This is a genomic window from Helicobacter salomonis, from assembly GCF_017979425.1.
Taxonomy (GTDB): Bacteria; Campylobacterota; Campylobacteria; order Campylobacterales; family Helicobacteraceae; genus Helicobacter; species Helicobacter salomonis.
The window spans coordinates 1-26,833 of sequence record NZ_JAERIS010000012.1 but is presented as its reverse complement, the minus strand read 5'-3'; the positions used below and the strand labels follow the sequence as shown (position 1 = coordinate 26,833).

Genomic DNA, 26,833 nt, shown 5'->3' with positions numbered 1-26,833 from the left:
ATAGTGGTAGCTGTGATATGATTGGAGTATTTAGGAGGGCGCGTTAGGGTTTTACACATTGTGTTCTAAGCAAATGATTAGCCCCCTTAAACTGCCACACACAGCCGTAATTTCTAAAGAAGGCGCACAACGCCTTAACGTCCATAATCGCATCTTCTAACCCGATAAAGACCTCCAAGCGCACTCCCTTAGCGCATAAAAACTCTAACTTTTCAGGGGCATAGTAGTAGTTGAGCAAGGTTTGCAAATCTTGCAGACTACCTAAATGCGTATAACGCGCTAGGCTGGGGTCCTGTGCTAAGAGCGTGCTCCAACCGATTTTTTCAAAGAAAGCTTGCATATAAGCTTGGGGGTTTTGCTGGTAGGCTTTGAGTTGTAAATTTTTAAAGGCTTGGCTTTTGTGGGCGAGCATGCAAGGGGCGATTAAGACGAGGTGTTGCACGCGTTTTTCCTGCTTAACTTGCTCATAAGCATACTCTAGCGCGCGTATCGCCCCATAGCTAAAACCGGCCACATCGTAGCGCGTGCATTTTTCTAAAATCCAGCCAAAAAGCCAGCTCTCATTGGCAAAACCAAAACCGCTGAAGTAGGCACCCACCATCACACAAAGGAATGTAAAATCTCTTGGATTTGGGGCTTAGAGAGCTTTTCTTTCTCTAGCAAGATTTTAGCCATCGCCTGCACCTGTATTTTAGAATTGCTTAAAAATTCCTTTTGTTCCTTATACAGCGTGCCTAGCAACGCCTCCATGTCGGAGCGATCCCCGATGAATTTATGCCCCATCGCATAATCCTCACACATGCGTTTGGCGATTTCAAAGGCATGTTTGAGATCGTCTTTGGCTAAGGTGTAGTGTTCTTGAAAAAATAACTCTAGGATGATCATCCCACTTAGATACACCTTGATACTATTGTTCATCTCGCTTTGGCTACGCACCTTTTGATCGCTAGCAATCAAAAAATCCCCCATCAACAAGACCTTGTCAAATTCCACTTCTAGCCAGTAGGCACTAAATGCTTTCGCACTTTGATATAGAGCATAGAGATTTTTTTCTTGCTCACTCAGGGCGACATTTTTCTTCTTGCCAAAGGCGATCTTATCCTTGACCTCTAAAATGTCCTTCATGGTGATGATTTGGGCGTTGTGGCGCAGAGCATTGAGCGCGCTCTCATTGACTAAAGATGCCAGCATCGCCCCGCTAAAGCCCACGCAGATTTTAGCCACTTCTTTACAATCTAAACTATGTTGCTTGTCCTTGAGATAAGAATCTAAAATCTGTATGCGTTCTTCTAAATCGGGTAGAGAGATAAAAATGCGCCGATCAAAACGCCCACTGCGTAGCAAGGCTTCATCCATCACATCAATTTTATTGGTCGCCCCAATCACAATCACTTGAGAGCTTTCCTCAAAGCCGTCCATCTCGGTTAAAAGCTGGTTGAGCGTAGCTTCCCTCTCGTCATTGCGCTGGTGGCCTCTAGCCTTGCCCACCGCGTCAATCTCATCAATAAACACAATGGAGGGACTAAAGGCTTTAGCCTTAGCAAAGAGTTCGCGCACTCTCTTAGCCCCCACACCCACATAAATTTGCACAAACGCGCTCCCGCTATGATAAAAGAAAGGCACTTTGGCTTCAGAGGCTAGGGCTTTAGCAATCATTGTCTTACCCACCCCCGGGGGTCCCACCAAGAGCACGCCTTTAGGCAATTTGATTTTCAAATCTTGGTATTTCTTGGGGTTTTTGAGATAGTCTACGATCTCATAAAGCTCCTCCTTGACCTCCTTAGTGCCCGCGACATCTTCAAAGCGCACGCTAGGCAGAGTGGCGTGCAAAGAGGGCATGGGCGGGCTTTGGGCTTTGAGCGCGCCCTCATAACTGGTTTGCAAGGGAAGATTTTTGCGCGTCCATGCAAAGCGCAGGAGCAAGGCCAATACGATGAGGAAAAAGAAAATGATCACCATGTCTAAGAGCTGTTGGGTGGTGTTTTCTTCCTTGAGAATCTCAATGGGGATATTGCTGGGGAATTGTAAATTCTCTTTCCAGCCTACGCGCGCGGTCTTGTAAATCTTAAAATTCACCTTCAAATAGATGTAGCGATCGTCCATTTGGATGCTTTGGATTTTATCCGAATGCAAGAGAGCGTTAAAGTCCTTGATACTCACCAGTTTAACTTGATCTCTAAAGAACAAAAATGCCACGACAATCGCACCTAGCAGCACTCCTAAGCCCCCCAAGATCACCTTTTTATTAAAGCGTCGCATAAGTGATGTCTTTTTGCACATGATAAGTATCTAAGCGCACCCATTTTCCCCGCAAATCCTGTGTAGAGGCAATTTTAACGGGGTTAAAATACTGATCACTCCCGCAATAATGTCCCTCTTTGTAACTCTCCACCAATACCTCTAGGGGGGTGTCTTGGGTGCGCACACGGAAAGTGTGGTTATTTGTTTGCACGCACGCGCTAAGGCTTTGCAAACGCTTTTTGGCTACATCGCCCCGCACGCGCTCTGGCATGGTGCTAGAGAGCGTGCCCGCACGCGCGCTATAAATAAAGGGGTGTAGGTGAGTTAAGGGTAACTTTTTGAAGTTTTCTAACGCGCTTTGCCAAATTTCCTCACTCTCATAAGGGTGCCCTACAATAAAATCTGTGCCCAGTGCAAAGCCCTTAGAAGCGATCTTTTCTAATAGCTGGAGATCGCTGTGTGTGCGGTTGCGCCGCCGCATGTGTTTGAGCATGGTGTCATGGCTGTGCTGTAAGGCAACATGCAAATGCTTTTCTAAAATGGGGTGATCGAGCAGTTCTAAAAACTCTGCATCAATTTGACTAGGTTCTAAGCTCCCAATGCGCACGCGCTTAATCCCCTCAATGCGCGCGATTCTTTTAATCAAGCGCGCGATATTGCTACGGGTTTCCTTACCATAACTCCCTACATTGGTCCCTGTGAGTACGATCTCCAACACTCCGCTTTGAGCTAATACTTGGCATTGCTCTAAAATCTGACTCTCAAGCAAAGAGCGGGATTTGCCCCGCACTAGAGGGATTACGCAATAACTGCATTTAAAATCACAGCCCTCTTGGATTTTCACAAAGGCGCGGGTTTTGCCCACAAAGAGAGGTACGATGCTAGAATCCACATGCGCGAGGCTATCTGCATGAAAAAATCCCTCTTTAGCCTGCAATAGGGTGTTGATCTGCTCCTTGCGATCGTGCCCAAAAACCCCAAAGGCATGCCCTTGCTCAAAGAGTTTTAAACCCTGTGTATGCGCCCCACACCCCGTGAAATAGACTTTTTTGCCCAAAGTACTCATTTTTTTGGCATAAGCGCGCGCGCTATAGTCTGCGTCATTGGTAACTGTGCAAGAATTGAGCACCACAATATCGGCTTGATCCTCCCTTTGGGTGTGTTCAAAATCTCTCAAATGCGCCAACATCACCTGTGTGTCAAAGAGATTAGTGCGGCAGCCAAAGGTTTTAAAGTAGACTTTCTGTTTCATGTTTTTCCTATATAGTCCTTATTGCCAAATCCATCGCCCACATCGCCCACAAATTTGGTGGTGCTGTAGGCGATCCAAATATCGGGCTCTTTTAAGAGAGTCTCGATGATATCACTAGAAATCTTAGACTTGAGCGCAAGGGTAGCATAAGAGTTAGTTTGATACCACACAGAAATTTGAATCCCATCCTTTTGTAGAGCCATGAAAACCCTAGGATTCACGCTGGTGTTGCGCAGAGAATATTTGGTGCGCATCTTGCCCAGCTGTTTATAGGTCATCTCAGTATACTGCTTGGCATGCATGTTGGCGACATCTAGCGCGATTTCCATCGCCCTCTTGTGGTTGGAGTCAAAGGTGATGCAAAAAGTTATCCCATCCCAAACACTCTTCATGCCAAAGTGGCTGTAATTGGCGAAGAGATTTGTAAAGACATAATTGTTGGGGATAAAAATGATGCGCCCCGCGCGGCAGTCGTTCTCTGTGTAGCTGGTGAGAGTTACATCCTCTAAGATAGTGATGTAGAGCATGGAAATATCCAACACATCGCCCACATAAGTATTTCCATCCTTAGAAACTTTGATGCGATCTCCCACATGCACATTCCCTCCCACAATAATGGTGAACCATCCAAGCACACTCATAAACAGATCGCGCATGGCAATGGCAAGCCCTGCGCTGGCAAAACCTAGCACGGTAACTAGGTAAGAGACATTTTCCAGGTAAGCAAATAAGAAAATCAACAGGATGATGTTGGCGTTGATGAAATTGATCGCCTTGTTAATCGTGTAAGCGCGCTCATTGCTTTGGACATATTTATGGCTAATAACTTTTAAAGCCCACGCCAAGACAATGCTTACCAACACAATGAGCATGACATACAGAAGCTTGAAAAGCTGGGCTTTAATTTGGGTTTGGATGTTCGCGCTCACTTCCTCAATGTCTTTAGCATACAAGTCCATGCTAGTTTTTAAGAGTTTTTGTGCCCCTTGTAATTCGATCTTTTTAATTTGTTCCTGATAGAGTTTTTTAGCTGTATTATTATTCTCTTGCAGGGCTTTTAGTTGGGTGAGCACACCCACTTCTTGCTCTAAAAGCTCTAAGGCCTGTATCAAGAGTCTATGATTGCGCTGCATTGTCGCGTATTGTGCTTTGATGGTTTTAATAAAGGAAATCCCCGTTACAATGGCCAAAGGGTTACTGATGAAGGGAATCGTGCCAATTTGGGGTTTTTCTATAAGCTCTTTAAAGGGGTTGACTTTGTATTGCTCCAAGAGCTCCTCTTGGTGCTTGAGAGCTTGCAGAGTATGGTTTAGAGTGCTGATTTGCAGCGTATCCTCCCCTTTTGCATGTTTGAGCACATTGATTTGGCTCTGGATTCTCTGAATCTCCTCATAGATTTGATCGTAACTTTCCACATTGTTAAATTTCTTAAGCCAAATATTATTGCTGGCTTCTAGGCGTTTTTCTAAGTGTAGCAATTCTATCTCAAGTTGCGCCAACGCTTCCCTGCTAGGTATGGAATCCTGAGAACCCATCAACACACCAACACATAAGCACAGAAACCACCATCTCATGAGGCAGACTTAGGAGTGATAAAAATATCTTCCGCCTGTTCAAAGGCCTTGATGATCTCTAGGGCAATCTGAGTGCGCAGTCCTAGCGTGTCGTAGGCACTCACCAAGTAGGAAATATATAGGCGCATACCCTCCTTTTCGGGCATGAGAGCTATTTTAGGTTCAGAATCCAGAGTACGCAACGCGTATTTGGCACGCATTTTATCGAGCTGTGTGCGGGTAATTTGGCTAATAGACTGAGAATGCCTTGTAGCGATCTGTAGAGCGACATCTATGGCACGCTGGTAATTAGAGCCAAAGGGAAGTAAGAAGTCTAAGCTATCCCACACAGCATTTAAGCCCAAATGGGTGTAATTAGAAAAAAGCCCTGTAAAAATGTAGTTATTAGGCACAAAGATGATGCGCCCCGCGCGCCCGTTATTTTTGGTGTAGGTGGTGAGGGTTACTTCTTCTAAAATAGTGAGGTTGAGCATGGAAATATCGAGCACATCGCCCACATAGGTGTTCCCGTCTTTGGTAATTTTGACACGATCGCCCACATGTACGCTCCCCTTGAGAATAATAGAGAGCCATCCTAGCGCGCTCATGAACACATCGCGCATCGCAATGGCAAACCCTGCGCTAGCAAAACCTAAAAAGGTGATCAGGTAAGAAACATTTTCCAAATAGGCAAAGAGAAAGATCAAGACGATGAGATTCACATTTACAAAGTTGATCGCTTTGTTGATAGTGTAAGCGCGCTCATCTCCGGCTAGGTACTTATGACTCAAGCGTTTGAACAACCATGCCAAAAACACGCTTCCTAGTGCGGCAAGCATCACCCATGCCAATTTAAAGAGCTGATCCTTGATTTGATCTTGGATAAGCGCGCGCGTGGCTTGCACATCCTTAGCGTAGCTTTCTAAACTTGCGCTCAAGAGGTTTTGTGCGCTTTGAAACTCAAGAATTTTAACTTGCTCTTGGGAGGTTTGCACGCTCAGTTGTGGATTAGGGCTGAGAGTATTGAGTTGCTCTAAGAGAGCACGTTTTTCTTGGATTAGGGTTAAAGCGTGCTTTAAACTCTCTAAATTGCTCTGCATACTTTTGTAGCGCGCTTGTAGGGTTTTTAAGAAAGAGAGCCCCCCGATAATAGCAAATGGGTTTGTGATTGTGGGGATATTGAGAACAGCAGGCTTTTCTACCAACTCTTTAAAGGGAGGATTTTTGTAAGATTCCAAAAGTTTTTGCTGGTGTTGGAGGCTCTGTAAATTGTGCTCCAAGGTGCTTATTTCTAGGTTATGCCCTCCTTTGGTCTTGAGAGCTTTGAGTTGTGCTTGTAAGTGGCGAATCTGCGAGGAGAGCTGTTGGTAATGTTCAAAATTCTTGAATTTTTGCACCCATGCATTGGGTTCGAGTTGTTTATCTAAACTCTCTAGCTGGACTTTGAGCACGCTAGGGTCTGGCTGGGCATATAACCCTGCGCACAATGTCCATAGTAAGACAAGGATTCTCAAGCCCATGCATCCAATACCTCGTATACCACACTTTGAGGCACGCCATCACATATCTTAAAACTCCCTATGTCTGTGGGCAAAATGAAACGCACGCCGGTGCTATTTTTCTTGTCCTGTTGCATAGTGGCGTAGAAATTCTCCATGTTTTTGATTTTATAGGGTAGGTCTAAGCCATAGGCGTGCAACAATGCCTCTATGCGCACATAACTCTCATGCCCAAGCAAGCCTAATTGCAGGGCGAGTGCGTTAGCCATGCGCATACCTACCCCTACTGCCTCCCCGTGCAATAATTCCGTGTAGTTACCTTCCTTTTCAATAGCATGCGCGAAAGTGTGTCCGTAATTGAGTGCCATGCGCGCCCCACTCTCTCTCTCATCTGCTTGCACCACTCTAGCTTTGATTTGCACACTCTTAAAGATCGCCTCTTCTAGGTGCGCCTCTATGGGGTGGTTGTGTAGCCACTCAAAATAGGGCGCGTCCAAACAAATTGCTTTCTTAACCATTTCTGCCACACCCGCCCTAAACTCGCGTTGGGGTAAGGTCTTTAAAAAATTTGGATCAATATAAACGGCTTTGGGGGGATGAAAAGCCCCAATGAGATTTTTCCCATGCGCGTTGTTGATCCCCGTTTTGCCCCCCACGCTTGCGTCCACTTGGGCGAGCAAGGTCGTGGGGATATTGTAAAAATCAACGCCCCGTTTATAAATCGCGCTGGCAAAACCCACCATATCGCTCACCACTCCACCCCCCAAGGCGATCATGCAATCTGAGCGACTCAAATGCGCGCTAAAGGCACTCTCTAAGATACCCTCTAAGGTGTCCCAAGTTTTAAAGGATTCGCCTGTGGGCACTAAGTGGGTTGCTATGTGCGCTGCCTCTATACGCTCTAGCAAGGGGGCTAAATACAGCTCCCCAACTGGCATGTCGCTCACGATCAACACTTTACAAGGCAGTTTGATCTGGGGCAATGCCCCGATATGCACGGCATAAGCCCCTTGCCCTGCTTGAATCTCCAGGTGCATCATTCTACCACAGGGATAAAGAGTTGAGGATGAATATCGCTTAAGAAAGCAATCTTTTCGACTTTGGTCGAAAACATCCAAAAGAGCTCGCTCTGGGTGATACAGGATTCAAAGGGCAAAAATTGCATGATGGAGGTTTCGAGTTTTCTTAAAAATAAGATAGGGTTTTTCATAGAGGTGCGGATGATCTTGATCTTACGATTGTAGATATGAGAAAGGTGTTTGTAATTGTCAATGACTTCCACCTTGTAACGCTTGTCCGGGTCAAAGTCATATAATAGCATGTCTAAGCTCATTTGTGCGCAAACATCGAACATTACAGAGGAGATATCCTCACTTTGTTGCATGCTTTCATTGAGCACTACCATGCCTTTTTTGATGTCGTCCAGTCCCCTAGCATTGGTTTTAAAAATGGGAGTGGTGATTTCAAAAAGGGTTTGGCGATTTTGAGCAGAGCTAAAGATTTCCTTGCCTACTACCACTAGGCCAATCTTTTTTTGGCTATCCAAGCTCAACCTTTCATGAAAAGTGCTCCCGCTAAAATCTAAATGCACATGGATATCTTCTCTTTCAATAGCGCGTATTTTCGAAGCGCTGAGTTTGGGATTGAGGATGTAGATATACAGAACCAAACTTTTGAGATTCTCATGCAAAAAGAGGGCTTGCTTGAGATCACGCTCGATGGCCTGAGGACTCTGTAAGTGCATGTCTATGTATAGGTAAATGTCGCGTCCAAAGGGCACTGGAAACTGCCCTACATTGCTTTTTACCTGCAAATAGACATTATTGAGCACTTCTGGATTACCCACTACCAAGAGTTGATCGCGGGGTTGAATAATGGTAGATGGGCTACTTAAGAAAAACTTATTTTTGCGATAAATCCCCACGATTTTATAATCTTTTTGGCGCAAAGCCCCGATGTGGCGGTAGGCAAAAACACTCCCAAAGGGCACACCAATTTCCATCACTTCCCCTTGTTCCAATCCAAACCCTTGAGGCACATTGGGCACATTGGGAATTTTGGCGATGCACTTGTTGGCAATGATTTGGGCATTATCCATCAATACTAGTTTATCATCTTTGCCTCCCTCCCACTCTGCTCCACTCTTCAAAGTTACCACTAAACGCACTTCTTTATTTTTTTGGCGGATGATCTCATAGACGGCTTGTTGCTCTTTGGTATTCCCCATGATGAGGAAAACATCACTGACTTGTGCGTCTAAGAGGGGGTGTAGATGGTAGGCAGAGGTGGGGTCAAAATGGTGCACAGCAAAGGTGCTGGGCAAGCTAGCGGGTAAACAACTGGGGTCTTTGGTGATAATGAGGTAAAAATTATTGCTAAAATACTTGGTGGCTACCACCTCGATACATTTTTTGGCAACAGTCCCCTCCAAGATCAACATAACCCTTTTCAAGCACTTCCCATTGTTTTTGGTTATTATATAGTAAAAATATTAAGGTCATTGATGGAAGTGAGGTTAGACGCTCAGGATGTAAATGCGCGAGCATTGACTTTAAAACTAGCGCATGGTGTAGTGCAAACCCCGGTTTTCATGCCTGTGGGTACACAAGCTAGTGTTAAAAGCCTGGATACCCAAGACCTCCATGCGCTTAAAGCCCCTATTATTTTAGCTAACACTTACCATCTCTATTTACGTCCTACCCATGAGCGCATCGCCAAACTAGGAGGCTTGCATGGCTTTAGCGGGTTTAAGGGGAATTTTTTAACCGATAGTGGGGGCTTTCAAGCGTTCTCTTTGCGCCACAACACTAAAGAACACCCTGAGGGCATTGTGTTTAAATCTCATATTGATGGGAGTAGCCATCTTTTCACCCCCTCTAAGGTCTTAGATATTCAATATGCCCTCAATAGTGATATTTGCATGGTTTTAGACGATTTAGTGGGTCTGCCAGCTTCCTATAGTCGCCTCTTAAAGGGGGTGCAAAACACTACAGCGTGGGCACAAGCAAGCTTGGAACACCATATCCGCCATGCCCGCCCTTATAATCGTATTTTTGCCATTGTGCAGGGAGGCACACATCTAGCTCTACGCACGCAAAGCGCGTTGGAATTAAGCGCATTGGATTTTGATGGGTTTGCTATCGGTGGGTTAGCAGTGGGAGAGAGCGCGCAAGAGATGTATGATACGATCAGCCATACTGCGCCCTTATTACCTGCTAATAAACCCCGCTACCTAATGGGAGTGGGCACGCCCCGAGATTTACTAGAAGCCATCGATCGGGGCGTGGACATGTTTGATTGTGTCATGCCTACGCGCAACGCTAGAAATGGCACGCTCTTTACCATGCAGGGCAAGATCAGTATTAAAAATGCCCACCATAAGGACAGCGACATACCCTTGGATTGTACCTGCATCTGCCATACCTGCACGCATTACTCCAGAGCGTATTTACACCACCTTTTTAGGACGCGAGAATTGAGCTATTTTCGTTTGGCGAGTTTACACAATCTGCATTTTTATTTAGAATTGGTGCGCGGGGCTAGAGAGGCGATTTTACAAGGACGCTATGCAAGTTACAAAACCTGCATGCTTGAGAGACTGGGTTAGTCTTTTTGGTGGCGCAAAAAGGCTGGCTTGTCTAAATCGATGCCCTGGTAGGTCTCCCCACTACTCACCAGTCTAATATCCTCCAAAGCGCTTTTAGAAAGGCTAAAAGAAGATTCAGATTTAAGCTCTTCTTTAGGGGCAGTGGGCTTTTCAAAACCCGTTGCCACGATAGTCACTTTCACATGATCGGTAGGGGTGTTGGTGGAGGTGCACTTTCCAAAGATAATGTCTGCGTCCTCATCGGCCATCGACTCTACAATGCCCACTGAAGTGGTGATCTCTAAGAGGGGATAATCCGGATGGCACTCAAAATTGATTAAAACCCCCATGGCACCATTAATGGAAACATTGTCAAACAAAGGTGAGGCAATGGCGTTCTCTACTGCTACTGTGGCGGCATTGACCCCTGTGGCCTCACCAATGCCCATTAAGGCTAATCCGCGATGATTCATGACAGTTTTCAGGTCGGCAAAGTCTACATTAATGTCGTTTTCCCCATAATTGATAATCATGCTAGAAATGCCATTAACAGCCTTGGCCAATACATTATCCACTTCCTTGAAGCTCTCCTTGATGCCCGCATTTTTATCGATAAAACCAATCAGTTTTTCATTGGGGATCACCACGATTGAATCGCTCACAGCTTTTAGCTCTTGCAGACCTTCCTCGGCGATTTTAGCCCGCTTACGCCCCTCAAAACTAAAGGGTTTTGTCACCACAGAAACAGTTAAGGCCCCTGCATCTTTAGCGATTTGAGCAATCACAGGGGCAGCCCCCGTCCCCGTTCCTCCCCCTAAACCAGCTGAAATAAAGACGATATCTGCCCCTGAAACCATCTCTTTAATGACTTCGACACATTCCTGAGCAGCCTGTTTGCCAATTTCAGGTTTCATGCCCGCTCCCCTGCCTCCGGTAACTTTTTCTCCCAAACGGATTTTATTCTTAGCATTAGAAGATTTAAGGGCCTGCCCATCCGTATTGGCAACGATGAGAGTGATGTCTTTATAAGTACCCGTAGCGATGAGATGTGCTATCATATTGGACCCACCACCGCCTACGCCAATAACGACGATCTTCGCCCCATTGGTTTCAAAGATTTCTTCTACTTCTACGCCCGTTTCATTCAATACCGCCACCCATTGTCCTTTAAAATAACTTTGATCCCCACTCTTTGATCCGCTCAAAAAAGCCCGCTTCCTTAGGCGCGTTGCTGTAGGGGTACATTATATCTTTTTTCCGCTCTTTTCCACTCTCTTTAAGAGGTTCACTATTATGCTTGAGATTGGTGAGATCGGTTTCAATATAGTTACGCTCAGGCGCATAAGTGAAAGTGGGTTGGGCGTTATGGCGACTCTCCTTGTAGCGAATCGTCTTCTCAGAATCCTTTTCGTAATTAGTGTGCCCTCCTGCCCCATAGAGGATCAAACCGATTGCTACCGCGTAAGTGGGGTCTTTGAGCTCTTCAAACAGCCCACTAATCTCCATAGGTTTAGCGATGCGCACGGGCATGTTTCCAAAGATCGCACCAGCGACATTTTGGATTCCCTGCATGTGGGTCATCCCTCCTGTAAGCACCACACCCCGCCCTAAACTATCCTTGAGCTTGCTACTAATCAGCGCGTTGTTGAGTAAATTAAAGACCTCTAACACACGGGTGTTGATGATTTCATGTACAAACTTCAGAGGAAAGCGGTTTTTCTTATTTTCCGCTCCCACGGCAGGCACTTCGATCTCTTGATCGCTCTCTTCGGCCAGCAAATTCCCATACTCGCGTTTGACAAATTCGGCCGCGCCCAAAGGAGTGTGCAGACCAATGGCCAAGTCATCTCTAATATGCTCCGATCCCACAGGCACATAGCCATTAAAGCGCATAGAATTGCCCTCATAGACCATGATATTGCAGGTACTCCCCCCAATGTCAATGCAGGCCACGCCCAAGGTCTTCTCATCTTCACTTAAGACCGCAATGGAAGCCGCATAAGCACTCAAAACGATATTTTCAATCTTCACCCCAGCGATTTGAATCACCCGACGCAGATTTTCTAAACTACTGTGTTGCACGGTAACGATGTGGGTAAAGACCTCTAGGCGCGAACCACTCATCCCCATCGGGTCTTCGATATTGTCCTGATTGTCCAACTTGAATTGGTAGGGCAGAATGTGGATCACTTCATGCCCAGCCGGGATAGAGGCATTGTGCAGGGCGGTATCTAACCCGCGGTTGATCTCTTTGAGCGTGATCTCATTATTAGGCACATTGATAATTCCAGAGCTATTTACACTCTGGGTATAAGCCCCCGATATGGAAACGATCGCTTTTTCTACAAAGTCCAAACCTGCCATACGCTTGGCATCTTCGATGGCTTTTTTGACGATTTCACCCGCTTGGGAAATATTGCTCACACTCCCCTTGCGCACTCCCTCAGATTTTTGTGTGCTCGCCCCGATGATCTGAGGAGTTCCCTCTTTGAGTTCAGCAATGATGGCGCAAATCTTGCTAGAGCCAATATCCACACCAAGTATGATCGGATTCACGCTTTACTCCTGCAAACTCTTGGCATAGATTGTAATGGGATACTTGCTTCTAAGCATAGCCACCAACGCCTGATCGAAGTCCTGAGTTTTGAGATTGCTCGCTATTTCTTCTAAGTAAGGCTTGTTGTGCAAGACATGCGCAAAATCCTGCTTATAAATTCGATAGAGCACAGCCTTATCCTTCAAAACAAGAAAACCTTCTAAATCGGGTCTTTTGAAAATGTAAGTAACAAGTTCTTTGGCTTGTGGAGGGTCTAGTTCCTGGATACTCCCCTGAAATTCGGGTGAAATTGCACCAATATCACTCCCTTTGAAATTTTTAAGTTCCTTGCGTGCCTGTTCCTTAAGCCATGCCTGCTGTTCTGTATGGGTGAGAGTTGCTAACACTTCAGGCCTTGCCTGCTCAAAGCTCTTGAGCGCATTGCTAGATTTTTTAACCAGTTTGAGGACCATGTAGCCCTCCTGGTATTCTAAGGGTTTGAGTACCTCTCCAGGGCGCATCTTTTCTATCTGGGCATTGATTTGTTCAGTATAAGGCAAGTCTGTAACAGTCTGTTCTGCAAGGGTCAATTTACCTTTTTTTAAGGCGAGATACTGCTCCAAAGCGCGCTCTTTAGCCTGAGCTTGCAGATAGTCATGGGTCACCCTAGACTTGGCATGCTCAAAATCCTCTAGCTTGCCCTCTGCACTTATGTAGGCGCTCTTATGAGATTGGTAGTGTGCGCGCAACACAGCCACATCGGGAGTAGTCTTATCTGGTTCTACTTGTAGTACTGCCAAAGTGTAACTGGTGGGCAATTTGTAAGTATCCTTATGTTGCTCATAATAGCTTTTAAGGGCACTCTCCTCAATTTTGATGGGCGCGTCTTTAGCGTGCAAAATCTTAATCACCGCGCGATCTTGGATCTTCAAAGGATAGGCAAAAGCATTCCTTTCTAAGGGCGTAGTGGCCTTAGGGAAGAGAGCAGAAATTTTCTGCACCAGCAGAGCATTGCGTACATTGTCTTCAAAGGCACTCGGCCGGTAGTGATTTTGTTGCAAGAGCTGCTTGTAGAGAGATTCGTCAAAACGCCCGTCTTTTTGGAACATCTTACTCTTTTGGATTTCAGCGATAATTTCGGCATTGCTCACACCCACTCCCAAATCTAACGCAAGATTCTTGAGATAGGCTTGGTTAATAAGGAGATTGAGCGCACTCTTTTCAAGTCCCATGGCCTGTAGCTGTTTGGCATCCAGGTCTTTGAAGTCAGGAATAGACTCGCTATAAGCGTCTACAAGCCGCTTGTACTCCATCTCCAATTCCTCTTGGGTGATCAGCACCTGCCCCACTTTGGCCACACTATCATTTCCCAAAGAAAAGTTATATTGCCCCCAGCCGATCATGCCCGCAGCCACGAAAGCGATCGTGCTAATCCAAATGGTAACAACGAGGTATTTTTTATGCTTCTGCATCCAAGTGATCACGAAAGCCCCGCGTTTTTTAAAGATGTTCCAAAATAAAGGCTTATTTTAGTGAAAGCTGACTAAAATTTGCTTTAAGATTTTGATTTTTAGCTAAATTGACGATGTAGAAAGATTCAAATGCACACCAATGCCCACTACCATGATTGGGATATGCGCTACATTTGGCACCCTTGTTCCCAGATGTATGACCATGCGCAGCTCCCCTTGGTGCCTATCAAGCGCGCGCAGGGTATCTATCTCTACGATTTTGAAGACAAGGCCTACATCGATGCGATTAGTAGCTGGTGGGTGAATCTCTTGGGGCATAACCACCCCTACATCAGCCAGCAACTCAAACACCAAATCGACACCCTTGAGCATGTCCTATTAGCGGGTTTCACCCATCCTCAGATCATCCGTCTCTCTGAGAGGCTCTGTGCCCTAAGCGGGTTTGATAAGTGCTTTTACGCCGACAATGGCTCTTCGTGCATTGAAGTTGCCCTTAAAATGAGTTTCCACTCCCACCTCCTAGCAGGACACAAAAGACCTAAGTTCCTATCTTTGAGCAATAGCTATCATGGCGAAACCCTAGGTGCGCTCTCCATTAGCCATGTGGGACTCTATAAGGATACCTATACGCCTTTATTTTTAGAAAATTTGAGCACCCCTGTGCCTCAGGGAGATGAGGACATTCCTAATGCCCTAGCCCAACTGGAGCAAATTTTGGACAAACATAGCTTAGAGATCAGTGCCTTTATCTTGGAGCCTTTGATTCAATGTGCTGGGGGCATGCATTTTTACAGCGCAGAATATGTGCGCCAAGCTGTGCGTTTGTGCCAAGAGCATGGTGTGCATGTGATCTTTGATGAAATTGCGGTTGGATTTGGACGCACGGGGACTCTCTTTGCTTATGAGCAGTGTGGTGTAATGCCCGATTTTCTCTGCTTGTCCAAAGGGATTAGCGGAGGATACCTACCCTTGGCAGTAGTGCTCACTTCTAATCGCATTTATGATCAATTCTACGCCCCCTATTCTGAAAATAAAAATTTCTTGCATTCACATAGTTATACGGGCAATGCCTTAGCCTGTGCCTGTGCTAATGCTACTTTAGATGTTTTAGAACAAAATCAAGTGTTAGAACATAATCGGATGTTGAGTGCACACATGCAGGCTTGTTTGCAGGAGTTTTTGGGGGATGTAAAAGGAGTGGCGAATTTACGCGCGCTTGGCATGATCTTTGCCTTTGAGCTGGTAGGGTATGCAGGTAGCCAGCGCGTGAGTTTGTGCGTCTTTGAGAAGGCTCTTTGCAAAGGTGTGCTCTTGCGTCCCCTACACAACACTATCTACTGCATGCCCCCCTACTGCATTGATGAAGCCCAAATCCGACACATTGCCTATACTTTTAAAGAGATTGTCGTAGAATTGACGCAATCTTAAGTCTTTTTGCTATAGAATGCGTCCTTCAATCACTGAAGGGAGTCCATGCAAACCAAAGGGCATAAGAACAAGCGGGCATTGGTCAAATTTTCCGGCGAGGCTTTGGCAGGGGAGAGTCATTTTGGAATCGACATCCAAATTTTAAGTTACATTGCCAAAGAGATCAAGACGCTTGCAGATCATGGGATTGAAGTGGGCATTGTCATTGGTGGTGGAAATATTATCAGAGGGGTAAGTGCAGCTAAAGGAGGGATTATTCGGCGCACCAGTGGGGATTATATGGGAATGCTGGCCACAGTAATTAATGCAGTGGCCATGCAAGAGGCCTTGGAACATCTAGGCTTAGATGTGCGCGTGCAAAGTGCCATTGAGGTTAAAGAAATCTGTGAAACCTACATCTACAGGAAGGCTATTCGCCATTTAGAAAAGGGGCGCATTGTGATTTTTGGAGCGGGGACAGGGAATCCCTTTTTCACTACGGACACAGCTGCCACCTTGCGCGCCATTGAGATTGGGGCCGATGTGATCGTGAAGGCCACTAAGGTAGATGGGATTTACGATAAGGACCCGAATAAGTTTGAAGATGCTAAGAAAATTGATACCATGAGTTATAATGATGCCCTGATTGGGAATATCGAAGTGATGGATGACACAGCTATTTCGCTAGCTAAAGACAATAAACTCCCCATTGTCGTGTGCAATATGTTTAAAAAAGATAATCTCCTGCAAGTGGTAAAACATAATCAAGGTATATTTTCTGTGGTAAAATAGGGAGTTAACCTAGAAAAGGATTCAATTGAGAACAGAAGAAATTGTAGCCCAAGCCCTTGCTAAAGTAGACAACGATCGTTACATTCTTTCCAACTTGGTTTTTACAAGAGTAAAACAGCTGGGCGCGGGAGCAAAACCGCTGGTGGCCATGGACACTAAGAATTACAAGCTCACAGACATCGCGATCGTGGAGATCGCACAAGGAAAAATCAGTCTTGAGTGCATTGACGCAAGATATTAAAAGAAAAAGTTATGAGGATTTGCTTGAAATTCTAGGAGCGCTCAAGGAGGTTTGTGGGCCACATGAGGCCACGCATGTCTTGGAAAATGTCGCAGAAATCACTCCAAGGGTTGCGCAAGCTTTAGAGGTGGCGCATCGTTTTCACGCAGGCCAGACTCGCAAAGGGGGAGGTCCTTATGTTACTCACCCTATTTGCGTTGCGTGTATTGTCGCCTTTTGTGATGGAGACGAGGCGATGCTGTGTGCGGCCCTTTTACACGATGTAGTGGAAGACACCGAGTGCAGCATCGAGTATGTGGCGCGTGAATTTGGCGAAGATGTGGCCAATCTCGTCGATGCTCTGACTAAAATTACTGAGATTAGAAAAGAAGAGTTCCCCATGGAAGCCCAAGACTCTAAATTATTGGCTTCCGCTCTGACTTTTAGAAAAATTTTAGTGGGCGCAATCAACGATCCACGCGCTCTCATTGTCAAGATCAGCGATCGTCTGCACAATATTTTGACCCTAGATGCTCTCCCTAGAGATAAGCAAATCCGTATCTCTAAAGAGACTTTAGCGGTGTATGCGCCCATTGCCAGCCGTCTAGGGATGGCTTCCATCAAAAACGAGCTCGAGGACAAAAGTTTTTATTATATTTATCCCCAAGAGTATCAAAAAATCCAACTTTACTTGGATCAGAATCGCCAATCTCTTTCCTTGAAACTCAATCGTTTTGCGGGCAAATTGGAGAAAATGTTTTTTGAAGCTGGATTTGGAGAAGGGGATTTCCAGCTCACCACGCGCATTAAACGGCCCTACTCCATCTATCTCAAGATGCAACGCAAGGGGGCAGTGAGCATGGATGAGATTTTGGATCTGATGGCTGTGCGGGTTTTAGTTAAAAACCCCCTGGATTGTTACCGCATTTTAGGGATTGTGCATCTACGTTTCAAGCCCATTATCTCACGCTTTAAAGACTATGTTGCGTTGCCCAAAGAAAATGGCTACCAGACTATCCACACCACGATTTTTGATCAATCTTCCATCTACGAAATTCAAGTGCGCACCTTTGAGATGCATGAGGGAGCTGAATATGGCAACTCGGCACACTGGAAGTACAAAGCCGGGGGTGCGGAACCAGAGGCACTCAAATGGTTGCATAACTTCAAGTATCAAGGACACGATTCCAAATCCAATCCCAAAGAGTTCTACGCGCTGGTGCAAAACGACCTCTATCGCGAAGACATCACGGTTTTTTCCCCCGATGGGGATACCTACACATTGCCTGCGGGGGCGATCGTGCTGGACTTTGCCTATATGATCCACAGCGATCTAGGCGATCGGGCTAAAAAGGCCTTTGTCAATAATAAAAAAGCTAGTCTTAATCAAGAGCTCAGGAGCGGGGATGTTGTCAAGATTGTCAAAGGGGAGCGATCGATTCCGCGCTACATTTGGATGGATCAGCTCAAAACTTCGCGTGCTAAAAACCATCTCAAGCTCCAACGCAAAAACCAGCTCAAAGAGATTGATGCTAAAAGTATGATCAATATTTTAACTTGTATTTTTGAAGCTCCCATTTTCGCCGAGGAAATTGAACCAAAAGACTACACGCTGTTTGAAAAAAAGCTGGTTGAATGCGGGGTGGAAATTTCCTTAAGTGAAGCCAATAGAAATATTGGCAGTCTAAAGAAACTGGTTGAAGAAATCCAAGAGAAAGTCAGAGAAACGCCTAAGCACATGAAGAAAAAAGTGCAGTACCACGAATTTGGTTTTCTCATGAAGAATTTGTTGCAATTCCGTCTGACCCACAAAATGCTTAACCTCATCAACCCTCATATTGGTTTGAAAAAGTCCTATTTAGACAATTTCATTGTCTACACAAACCCTTATGTGCATGTCAAGCAGGTGCTTTTTAATGATTGTTGCCATCCTAAATACGGCGATGAAATTGTGGCTATCATGCGTAGCTATAAGGAACACAAGGTCATTGTGCACCATAAGCTATGTAAGGCAATTGGTGCAGAGATCGATTTGGGCTTGCCCATGGTCTTTGTGCAATGGAGTAAGAAGAAAAGGGAAATTTACAAGGGAATTTTCTATCTGGAGGATAAAAAGAGCGCGCTGATGCATTTGTTAGATTTTTTAACTAAAAATGATTGCACGATCACAGGCGTGGATTATTGTGGCTACCGTGATGAATTTTCTTCACATTGCGAAGTATTGCTAGAATACACAGCCAAAGAGGCGAGTGCGCTCAGAGAGATCCTCTCGCAAAAATACCAGGAAAGATTAGTCAGCTTTTCTAGTCTTAAAGACGCCTATCAAGCCTAAAGGACAAGCATGGAAGTAGAGAAAGCGATGAGTGCTATCACCCAAGGCATGGGGGAGTGTATTGGTCTTGAATATCTTCAGAGTCGTGTAGCGCATTTTTACCAAACCGGGCAACGCTTTATTGTCAAGGCGGGTTTTGATCCCACTGCCCCTGATTTACATCTAGGGCATGCTGTGCTCTTAGAAAAGCTGGCTACTCTGCAAAAGCATGGCGGGTTTGTGAAATTTCTCATCGGGGACTTTACCGCACGCATTGGCGACCCTAGTGGTAAGAGTGAAACTAGAAAACCCTTGAGCGAAGAGGAAGTGCAAAAAAATGCGAAAACCTATGCAAAACAAGTGTTTAAAGCGCTCGATCCAGCCCTCACAGAGGTGTGTTTTAACTCTGCTTGGCTTAACCCTCTAGGGGCTTCTGGGATTCTCGCCCTCACTTCCAAATTCTCCGTGGCGCGCATGCTCGAGCGCGATGATTTTGAAAAACGCTATCAAAACAACCAACCCATTAGTATTGTAGAGTTTCTCTATCCGCTTTTACAAGGCTACGACTCAGTCGCCCTAGAGTGCGATTTAGAATTGGGTGGCACAGATCAAAAGTTTAATCTGATGGTGGGACGCTTTTTGCAACGCGCCTATGGGCTCAACAAAGAACAGAGTGTGCTCACCATGCCCTTGCTAGAGGGTTTGGATGGGACACACAAGATGAGCAAGAGTTTAGATAATTACATTGGTATCACGCAAGAACCTGCTAGTATGTATGCCAAGCTTTTAAGTATTAGCGACACCTTGATGTGGCGTTACTATGAGCTCTTAAGCACCAAGACCCTCACTCAAATTGCCTCCCTACAGCAGGGTGTGCAAGATCAACGCCTTCACCCCAAAGCAGTCAAAGAAGAGTTAGCCCTAGAGATCACCACGAGATGGCATTCTGCTCAAGAAGCCCAAGGCGCTAAGGCCGAATTTGACAAAGTCTTTAGCCAAAAACAGACCCCTAGCAAGATGCCAGAATGGCATTTTGAAAAAGGAGTATGGATTGGCAATGTGCTCAAGGAGAGTCAACTTTGCCCCTCTAGCTCGCAGGCGCGCAGAGACATCGCTGGAGGAGGAGTGCGTCTCAACCACGAGGTGCTCACAGATGCCCACTACCAATTTAGCCAAGGGTCTTATATTGTGCAAGTGGGAAAAAGAAAATTCGCCTTAGTTCACATCCATTAAAAGGGTCATGCATGCTGTCCACACTCAAACCCCTTAAGATCGGCAAACACACCCTCAGATATCCCATTTTTCAAGGGGGTATGGGGGTGGGAATTAGTTGGGACGAATTAGCTGGCAGTGCTGCCAAAGAGGGTATTTTGGGCGTGATCTCGGCAGTTGGCACAGGCTACTATAAAAATATGCGTTTTGTCGAGAAAATCGTCGCCAAAAAACCCTTTGAAGCCTTGAATTTCTACTCTAAACAAGCTTTAAATGAGATTTTTAAAAATGCCCGTAAGATTTGTGGAAACAATCCCCTGGGTGCTAATATTCTACATGCAATCAACGAATACGGACGAGTGGTGCGTGACGCGTGCGAAGCGGGAGCTAATGTGATCATCACAGGAGCAGGCTTACCCACCAACATGCCCGAATTTACCAAGGACTTTCCCAATGTTGCCCTTGTGCCTATTATCTCTTCTATTAAGGCTCTACACATCATCTGTAAACGCTGGAGTGCACGCTATAAACGTGTGCCTGATGCAGTGATTGTAGAAGGTCCTTTGAGCGGGGGGCATCAGGGTTTTAAATACGAAGATTGTTTCAAAGAAGAGTTCCAACTAGAAAACTTAGTTCCGGGTATTGTAGAGGCCTCCAAAGAGTGGGGCAATATCCCTATCATTGCTGCAGGGGGTATTTGGGATCGCAGAGATATTGACACCATGTTAAGCCTAGGGGCTAGTGGAGTGCAGATGGCAACTCGCTTTTTAGGCACAAAGGAATGCGATGCCAAGGTTTACGCTGATATTTTGCCCTCTTTGCAAAAAGAAGATATTTTACTCATCAAATCCCCCGTGGGCTATCCTGCCCGTGCTATCAATACAGGAGTGCTTAAACGTATCCAAGAGGGTAATGCCCCAAAAATCGCCTGTGTGAGTAACTGCGTCGCACCTTGCCATCGCGGAGTAGAAGCTAAGAAAGTGGGTTATTGTATTGCAGATGGCTTAGGGCGCAGTTATCAAGGCAATCGCGAAGAGGGTCTCTATTTTACAGGGGCGAATGGTTATCGGGTTGAACGCATCTTAAGTGTGCACGAACTCGTGCAAGAATTGATCAGGGGTTGAATGGGTGCGCTTTATACTTTGTTTGCTCATGGGAATCTATGCCCATGCCCTGAGTATCACGCAGGTTGTGCCCTTTGGTACGAGCAGTGTGCGTTTGAGTTTCGATCAGAATATTGATAAGCATCACTTTAAAAAGATCCATTTAGGTAAATTTAAAAGCGCTTTAGAAATCAAAGCACACCTTAAAGTCCCCCCCAAACACTATCGCTTCGAGAACCAAACCTCAATCAGCATCTCTCATGAAAAGATGGGCATGACTAGGGTGCTCATTCTTTATCCAGAAGGCACTTACAAGCTCAAACATACGGGTCGTCATCTCTACATTATTATTACGACACTCCATACTAAAAGCGCGTCACCCTCGCAGACTTCCAACTCTCCTAAACGCTTCAAGGTGGTTGTCGATGCCGGGCATGGTGGACATGATTGTGGTGCTAGGGGGGTAAATGGCGCATGCGAAAAGTGGATTGTGCTTTCTGTGGCTAAATATCTACAACAAGAACTACAAAGGCGTAACTACATCGTTTTTATGACTCGCAACAACGACACATACATTAGCCTCAAGGATCGCACCGACTTTGCCAATGCCAAAGGCGCTGATCTCTTTATCTCAATCCATGCTAACTCCATCCCTAAAAACTTCCCCACTAACCCTCAAGGGGTAGAGACCTATTTTCTCTCCACAGCACGCAGTGAGCGCGCACGCAAGGTGGCTGAACAAGAAAATCAAGATGATGTCAAGGTCATGGATTATTTTTCTAAACTCTCCTTTTTAAATTCGCTAAATTCTCAAAGACTAATTACCTCCAATAAGCTTGCCATCGATATCCAATTTGGAATTTTGAGTCAGTTGCGTCGTACCTATAAGAATGTGGTAGACGGCGGGGTGCGCGAGGGACCATTTTGGGTGTTAGCCGGCGCGCTCATGCCCTCCGTACTCATTGAAATTGGCTATAATTCTAATCCCTTTGAGGCCAAGCGCATTCAGAATAAAACCTACCAGCAAGGATTGGCCAAGGGAATTGCCAATGGCATTGATAGCTTTGTAAGCAAGAATTTTTGATGTTTTCCAAAAAGGCTACACCTTATAAAGTCTTCGTTGCCTCTGTGTTCTTTGTGCTGGTAGTGTGCAATGCTCTAGCCTTGCTATTCTCGCATTTTAACCACAACTTCGTCCAGCTATTCAGTCTCTTGAACGAACGCTTTTATCCTAAATTCGTGTATTCACTCCATTTTCTAGGATCATTGGGCTCACTTTTCTATTTTATACGCGCTTCCAAACACAATGCCTTAACGCCTAAACTGATCGCACTGGGGAGCTGTGTGGGATTTCTATACTTAGCCTTACTAGATGGGCATGTTTTTTTTATTTGGGGAGCCTATGCACTAGTCCTTATAACTTTGGGCGGATTGTGGACACATTATGCCCGTATTCCCATCTTGCTAAATTTCGCGCCCTCACTCAACACTTGTATCATCTGGGTATTTGCTTGTGGATTTCAAACTTATTTATATCCCCAGTGTAATACACTGGATTTTGTTTTCTTTGTAGCTATGCTTGTGGGTCTTGTGGGGTTGATAGCCCGCCATAAAGAGTATTTGGGAGTTTATGAATACGCGAATTTGTTGGTATTAAGCGCAGGCTTGGTTGTGTTCATGCTCTGTGCCCCCGTAATCGTGGATCAGGAAAACGCACGGCAGGCTTTTTTCTGGCTAGGGATTTTAGCATGGATGGGGGAGTGGATGCATGAGAGCATGCGCAACACAGATCATAGCACAAAGCTTCATTAGCTGATTTGGTACAGATACAATCCACACAGTGTAGCATTTTATGCTAGAATGTTTTAATTTTGTCAATGGCGGAGGATGGTATGAGCATGACAAAGAGTGGTGCATGCCGTGTAACTTTAGGCGTGTTGCTAGGTTTTTCTGTGGCTCTTGCTGATCAAAAGGTAGACGAATATCTCTCTGCAGCTAAGGAAGCTTATAGACATAAAGACTATGCCAAGGCTCTAGAAAATTATCAACAAGCTGCGGAATTGGGGAGCGCAGATGCTTACCGGGGCTTAGCAAATATGTATTTAATTGGTGCAGGTGTACCCAAGGACAGCCAAAAAGCTAGCGCGTACTTTCGAAAGGCGATGGACATTGCCCATGCCCAACGCGAGAATCCGCAATCTGGCATAAAAACACAGCCACAGGTGCAGCAACCCAAAGTCACAGAGACAAAAAACGCAACTGCGCCTGCAGGGGCTGAGGCCTATATGCGCTTAGGAGAAAACCATGCCAACGGGCAAGGTGTGACTTTGGACTTTAAAAAGGCCATAGAAGCCTTTGAAAAAGCGGGCGAAATGGGGGATGCGCGAGGATATAATGCCATCGGAGATTTGTATTACAACAATGGCAAGGGGGTCGAGCAGGATTATGCTAAGGCTTTTAGTTATTACCAAAAGGCTGCCAAGATGGGGCAAGCCAAAGATTATAGACTGGGAGTGATGTATTACTATGGCAGGGGGGTAGATCAGGACTACAACCAAGCTTTAGAACACTACGAAGCGGCAGCTAAAAAAGGAGACGGGCAGGCTTACCATTTTTTAGCGTTTATCTACCAGAATGGCAAGGGTGCACCCTTAAACTATCAAAAGGCACGTGAATACTACCAGCAAGCCTTGAAACACTATTTGGAAGCTGGCAATAAGGGTGATGCGAGCGCGTATGTGCGCTTAGGCAATATGTACTACGAGGGCGATGGCGTGCCTCAAGATTACCAAAAGGCTATGGAATATTATCAAGAGGCTTCTAAGTTGAAAAGTGGCGATGGGGAATACCGCCTGGCAACCATGTTGGCGCGCGGCAAGGTTAAGGGTGTGTCTGAAGATAAAGAGGCGATTAACGCACGCTACCAAAAGGTGATCGAATTTTATAAAGAGAAGGGAAAAAATGGAGATGCTAATGCCTATGCCATGCTAGGCAGTATCTACAAAGACGGGGTTTATGTGTATAGATGGTATGTTAGACAAGATTACAAGCAGGCTTTAGAATACTACCAAAAGGGCGCAGAGATGGGCAATGGAGCCAGTTACTACGAAATCGGGCGGATGTACAACAATGCGCAGGGAGTTGACTATAACTGGGAAAAGGCACAAGAACATTACAAAATTGCTTGCAAAATGGGCTTTGAAGAGGCATGTGGTAAAGTGCGCTAACCTCCAAAGATTGGCATACTCCCCATAGCTAAAGTTAGGAGTTTCGTGGCACAGGGGGCGGGGACTTCACTCAGGCTCAAATGAACCTTAAAGGCGTATGCCTGCGAGGTTTTGCTCTTCAGTTTATCCAGATGGATTGTTCGAGCTCCTCTAAGGCCGTCTTGTCATTCCGACAGGGTGGTGTTTTTTCTTAACGACAGCAGGACTTCAGCGAAATTCCACTATAATGCGGGGCTCTAAAAAGGCTTCCTTTAATGGACCTTAACTTTTTCAAAGAGAATTGAAATGCTAGCAAATTCTCAAATACCTAAGATATCAAAATGGTACTCGGCGTTACCTTGTGGCGGGTTCTTCCTAGTTCTCACTCTGGCTTCCACCGCCTCATTAAGAGCAGACATCAGAAATGGGTTCTTCGTAGCCGGAGAGTTAGCCGTCACTAATATAGAGGCAAATCGCCAAAAGGACCCCACTCCAGTTACCACTTTTAATCAAATTCCCGCTAAGGCACTCCAGCAATCTTTCAGCACTCAACTAGGTAAGGCTAAAAATGCCTTGGATCAATTGATAGCCAGCGTAGATGCGCAACAAAAAACGGGATCGCCTCTGGCTATCAACCCAGATCAGCTAAAAAGACTCCAATCTTTCTTGGCGGGAGCGCAACAAGATTTACAAAAATTAAAGGGAGTGCCCGAGAAAGCTACCCTGCAAAATATGGAACAAGCCCTCCAAAACTATGAAAAAACTACCGCGAGTTTTTTGGAGGCAGTTAAACAATATAATGCGACTATGAATCAAGACACACAAAATTATGACCAAGAGGTCGCTAAAGTAGACCGAGATCGCCAGCAGTATCAGGCAGTAGCAGACAATATCAAAAATGAATTGACAAATCCCGTTGGTGTAAATCCAGACGGGACTTTTAATAACAATGTCAGTATGCAAGCCCTGCTAAACCAGATGAATGCGGTGTTGCAAAACTTTGAAGAGATGGCTAATAATGGTAACAACTATAGAATACTGACACCTCGTGAGTACGAGAATGCTGTACAATATGGACAGAATAGCGTATGCAACACACAGAGTATCACCTTTGAGCAGTGTTTCCAAAAGAGTTTTAATTTTGGAGGACCCAGTCCGTTTGATCCTAATGGGGGGGTTAATAACCAAGAGGTGATCGCCGCTTTTGCGTGGTTTCAACGCGAACTTCTCACTATTCAACAACTCGCAAATGCCGGGAAACTTGGGCCAGGAGTCGCCCAGATAGCCCTGGCAGGACTTCAAGCTGTGTATGACACGCAATTAACTGTACTCAATGCCACACAGGGTAGCAGTCTGAAGGGAGTGTTAGGCACTCCAGAGACTAATTTCCCTTCACCTACCAAACCGGCCCCTCCTAGCTGGAGCACTCCTACAACACCCCCCAGTCCATTTTTTAATCCCCTCCCTGCTTCTGTGGGTGTTGCTGCTAAAACTTTTATCAATTCTCTATCTCACCACACTAGCTCATTTTGGCAAGATAAGAGTTATAGTGTCGGAGCTGGGTTCGGTGGACAATACTTCTTTTTAAAACACCTGGGGATAGATGCTAGCGCTCTAGGGGGCTACACTTTTTATGACCCCGCTAGCGCAGATCAAGTACTAAAAAAGCTGAATGCGGCTTATGTGCTCTTTTCGGCTAATTTGCTCGTAGATCTACTTGTAGGCAAAACCAACTTCTTTGGTGTCTACGCGGGTTTTGCCGAAAAGCTACAGTTTTCAGACTATGGCTCCAAGAGATTTCTTTGGGATCAAACTATGTTTGATATCGGTTTAAGATACCAGCATGCTAGATGGGTTTACAAATTAGGGGTTAGAAGCCCCTTTGCAGGGACTAAGACATTCATGATAGACTGGCAAGATGCCCACTATTTCTTAGACAACAAACCTTCTGATCTCAGTGTCTATTTCATGCTGGAATACTTATTCTGATTCAAACATGGGTGATCCAGATACGGTGGTATGATAAAAACTCGATAACCTAGATCAAAACCTCCCTCCGTTGTGAGGTCTTTAAAAAAGGCAAAAAAGAGGCAGGCACGCTGGGGCGTTTGCGCGTGTGCACCCTAGAGGGCCAAGAGGTGTTTAGCTGTTACACCATGGAGAATGCAGGCATCCCTACTGATGAGAGCAACAAAGACAAGCCCATAGTGGCGCGCACTTATAGCCTACACTGGGCAGATAGCTCTGTCTGCGTGCCTGCTGCCTATAAAAACAAGGGGGCCAATGGGCGGCATAAGGCCATCTGGTTACATGACCCTAGCAACCCTAACTTTGCCAAGAGGCGTATCATGATCCACATTGGCAATGATGCCATAGATAGTCTGGGCTGTATTCTACTGGGCAAGGGTTATAATGCGCAAGCAGGCTCTATCACCAATTCCAC

Annotated in this window: 22 protein-coding genes; 12 read left to right on the top strand and 10 right to left on the bottom strand. The window is 45.6% G+C overall.

Going from position 1 to position 26,833, the window contains the following annotated elements; translation table 11 throughout:
• Positions 1-43 precede the first annotated feature (43 nt).
• The 7 genes from bioV to KCO92_RS03890 are packed head-to-tail and all read right to left on the bottom strand — an operon-like array spanning position 44 to position 8,997.
• On the bottom strand, positions 44-601 hold the full coding sequence (gene bioV / locus KCO92_RS03920; protein WP_104696212.1) for a pimelyl-ACP methyl ester esterase BioV: 558 nt from the start codon (positions 599-601) through the stop codon (positions 44-46).
• The gene (locus KCO92_RS03915; protein WP_104696211.1) at positions 601-2,259 is read right to left on the bottom strand and encodes an AAA family ATPase; all 1,659 of its coding nucleotides are present in this window, start codon (positions 2,257-2,259) and stop codon (positions 601-603) included. The genes bioV and KCO92_RS03915 overlap by 1 nt, the downstream gene beginning before the upstream one ends.
• Positions 2,246-3,493, bottom strand: a complete 1,248-nt coding sequence (mtaB, locus tag KCO92_RS03910; protein WP_104696210.1) for a tRNA (N(6)-L-threonylcarbamoyladenosine(37)-C(2))-methylthiotransferase MtaB — start codon at positions 3,491-3,493, stop codon at positions 2,246-2,248. The genes KCO92_RS03915 and mtaB overlap by 14 nt, the downstream gene beginning before the upstream one ends.
• Positions 3,490-5,067, bottom strand: a complete 1,578-nt coding sequence (locus tag KCO92_RS03905) for a mechanosensitive ion channel domain-containing protein (protein ID WP_104696209.1) — start codon at positions 5,065-5,067, stop codon at positions 3,490-3,492. Before KCO92_RS03905 ends, mtaB begins: the two co-directional genes overlap by 4 nt.
• Positions 5,064-6,566 (bottom strand): mechanosensitive ion channel domain-containing protein, encoded by a 1,503-nt coding sequence (locus tag KCO92_RS03900; RefSeq protein WP_104696208.1) that lies wholly within the window; start codon positions 6,564-6,566, stop codon positions 5,064-5,066. Before KCO92_RS03900 ends, KCO92_RS03905 begins: the two co-directional genes overlap by 4 nt.
• Positions 6,557-7,585, bottom strand: coding sequence for a 3-dehydroquinate synthase (aroB, locus tag KCO92_RS03895; protein WP_104696207.1), 1,029 nt, complete (start codon positions 7,583-7,585; stop codon positions 6,557-6,559). Before aroB ends, KCO92_RS03900 begins: the two co-directional genes overlap by 10 nt.
• Positions 7,582-8,997 carry a COG3400 family protein gene (locus tag KCO92_RS03890; protein ID WP_199766204.1) on the bottom strand — a complete coding sequence of 472 codons (1,416 nt, stop codon included), beginning with the start codon at positions 8,995-8,997 and terminating at the stop codon, positions 7,582-7,584. Before KCO92_RS03890 ends, aroB begins: the two co-directional genes overlap by 4 nt.
• Before the next feature lie 51 nt (positions 8,998-9,048).
• Here KCO92_RS03890 and tgt point away from each other — a divergent pair, with 51 nt between their 5' ends.
• Positions 9,049-10,152, top strand: a complete 1,104-nt coding sequence (gene tgt, locus KCO92_RS03885; protein WP_104696205.1) for a tRNA guanosine(34) transglycosylase Tgt — start codon at positions 9,049-9,051, stop codon at positions 10,150-10,152.
• Here the strand turns inward: tgt and ftsZ are convergent.
• From ftsZ to KCO92_RS03870, 3 genes are read right to left on the bottom strand one after another with little or no spacing between them, the layout of a single operon-like run.
• Positions 10,149-11,288: a cell division protein FtsZ gene (gene ftsZ / locus KCO92_RS03880; protein ID WP_104696223.1), complete on the bottom strand. Its 1,140-nt coding sequence runs from the start codon at positions 11,286-11,288 to the stop codon at positions 10,149-10,151. The genes tgt and ftsZ overlap by 4 nt on opposite strands.
• 10 nt (positions 11,289-11,298) lie before the next feature.
• Entirely contained in the window at positions 11,299-12,687 is a 1,389-nt protein-coding gene (gene ftsA, locus KCO92_RS03875) for a cell division protein FtsA (protein ID WP_104696204.1), read from the bottom strand.
• A gap of 3 nt (positions 12,688-12,690) precedes the next feature.
• Positions 12,691-14,151, bottom strand: a complete 1,461-nt coding sequence (locus KCO92_RS03870) for a peptidylprolyl isomerase (RefSeq protein WP_104696203.1) — start codon at positions 14,149-14,151, stop codon at positions 12,691-12,693.
• Positions 14,152-14,268: 117 nt separating this feature from the next.
• Between KCO92_RS03870 and KCO92_RS03865 the strand changes: the two genes are divergently transcribed.
• From KCO92_RS03865 to KCO92_RS03815, 11 genes are all read left to right on the top strand, one after another.
• Positions 14,269-15,567: an adenosylmethionine--8-amino-7-oxononanoate transaminase gene (locus KCO92_RS03865; RefSeq protein ID WP_104696202.1), complete on the top strand. Its 1,299-nt coding sequence runs from the start codon at positions 14,269-14,271 to the stop codon at positions 15,565-15,567.
• 45 nt (positions 15,568-15,612) lie between these two features.
• Positions 15,613-16,338 carry a UMP kinase gene (gene pyrH / locus KCO92_RS03860; RefSeq protein WP_104696201.1) on the top strand — a complete coding sequence of 242 codons (726 nt, stop codon included), beginning with the start codon at positions 15,613-15,615 and terminating at the stop codon, positions 16,336-16,338.
• Between the two features lie 25 nt (positions 16,339-16,363).
• Positions 16,364-16,579 carry a DNA-directed RNA polymerase subunit omega gene (locus KCO92_RS03855; RefSeq protein ID WP_104696200.1) on the top strand — a complete coding sequence of 72 codons (216 nt, stop codon included), beginning with the start codon at positions 16,364-16,366 and terminating at the stop codon, positions 16,577-16,579.
• On the top strand, positions 16,554-18,890 hold the full coding sequence (locus tag KCO92_RS03850; RefSeq protein WP_104696199.1) for a RelA/SpoT family protein: 2,337 nt from the start codon (positions 16,554-16,556) through the stop codon (positions 18,888-18,890). The genes KCO92_RS03855 and KCO92_RS03850 overlap by 26 nt, the downstream gene beginning before the upstream one ends.
• Positions 18,891-18,899: 9 nt before the next feature.
• Positions 18,900-20,102, top strand: a complete 1,203-nt coding sequence (gene tyrS, locus KCO92_RS03845; RefSeq protein WP_104696198.1) for a tyrosine--tRNA ligase — start codon at positions 18,900-18,902, stop codon at positions 20,100-20,102.
• Between the two features lie 11 nt (positions 20,103-20,113).
• A complete protein-coding gene (locus KCO92_RS03840) occupies positions 20,114-21,205 on the top strand; it encodes a nitronate monooxygenase (protein WP_104696197.1) in 1,092 nt (363 codons plus the stop codon).
• A 28-nt stretch (positions 21,206-21,233) separates the two neighbouring features.
• Positions 21,234-22,268: an N-acetylmuramoyl-L-alanine amidase family protein gene (locus tag KCO92_RS03835; protein WP_199766206.1), complete on the top strand. Its 1,035-nt coding sequence runs from the start codon at positions 21,234-21,236 to the stop codon at positions 22,266-22,268.
• A complete protein-coding gene (locus KCO92_RS03830; RefSeq protein ID WP_104696195.1) occupies positions 22,268-22,996 on the top strand; it encodes a hypothetical protein in 729 nt (242 codons plus the stop codon). The genes KCO92_RS03835 and KCO92_RS03830 overlap by 1 nt, the downstream gene beginning before the upstream one ends.
• Positions 22,997-23,082: 86 nt before the next feature.
• Positions 23,083-24,411, top strand: a complete 1,329-nt coding sequence (locus tag KCO92_RS03825; RefSeq protein ID WP_158653038.1) for a tetratricopeptide repeat protein — start codon at positions 23,083-23,085, stop codon at positions 24,409-24,411.
• Between the two features lie 285 nt (positions 24,412-24,696).
• Positions 24,697-26,379, top strand: coding sequence for a hypothetical protein (locus tag KCO92_RS03820; RefSeq protein WP_104696193.1), 1,683 nt, complete (start codon positions 24,697-24,699; stop codon positions 26,377-26,379).
• Positions 26,380-26,528: 149 nt separating this feature from the next.
• On the top strand, positions 26,529-26,833 hold a 305-nt coding region (locus tag KCO92_RS03815), incomplete at its 3' end, for a DUF5675 family protein (protein WP_345719212.1).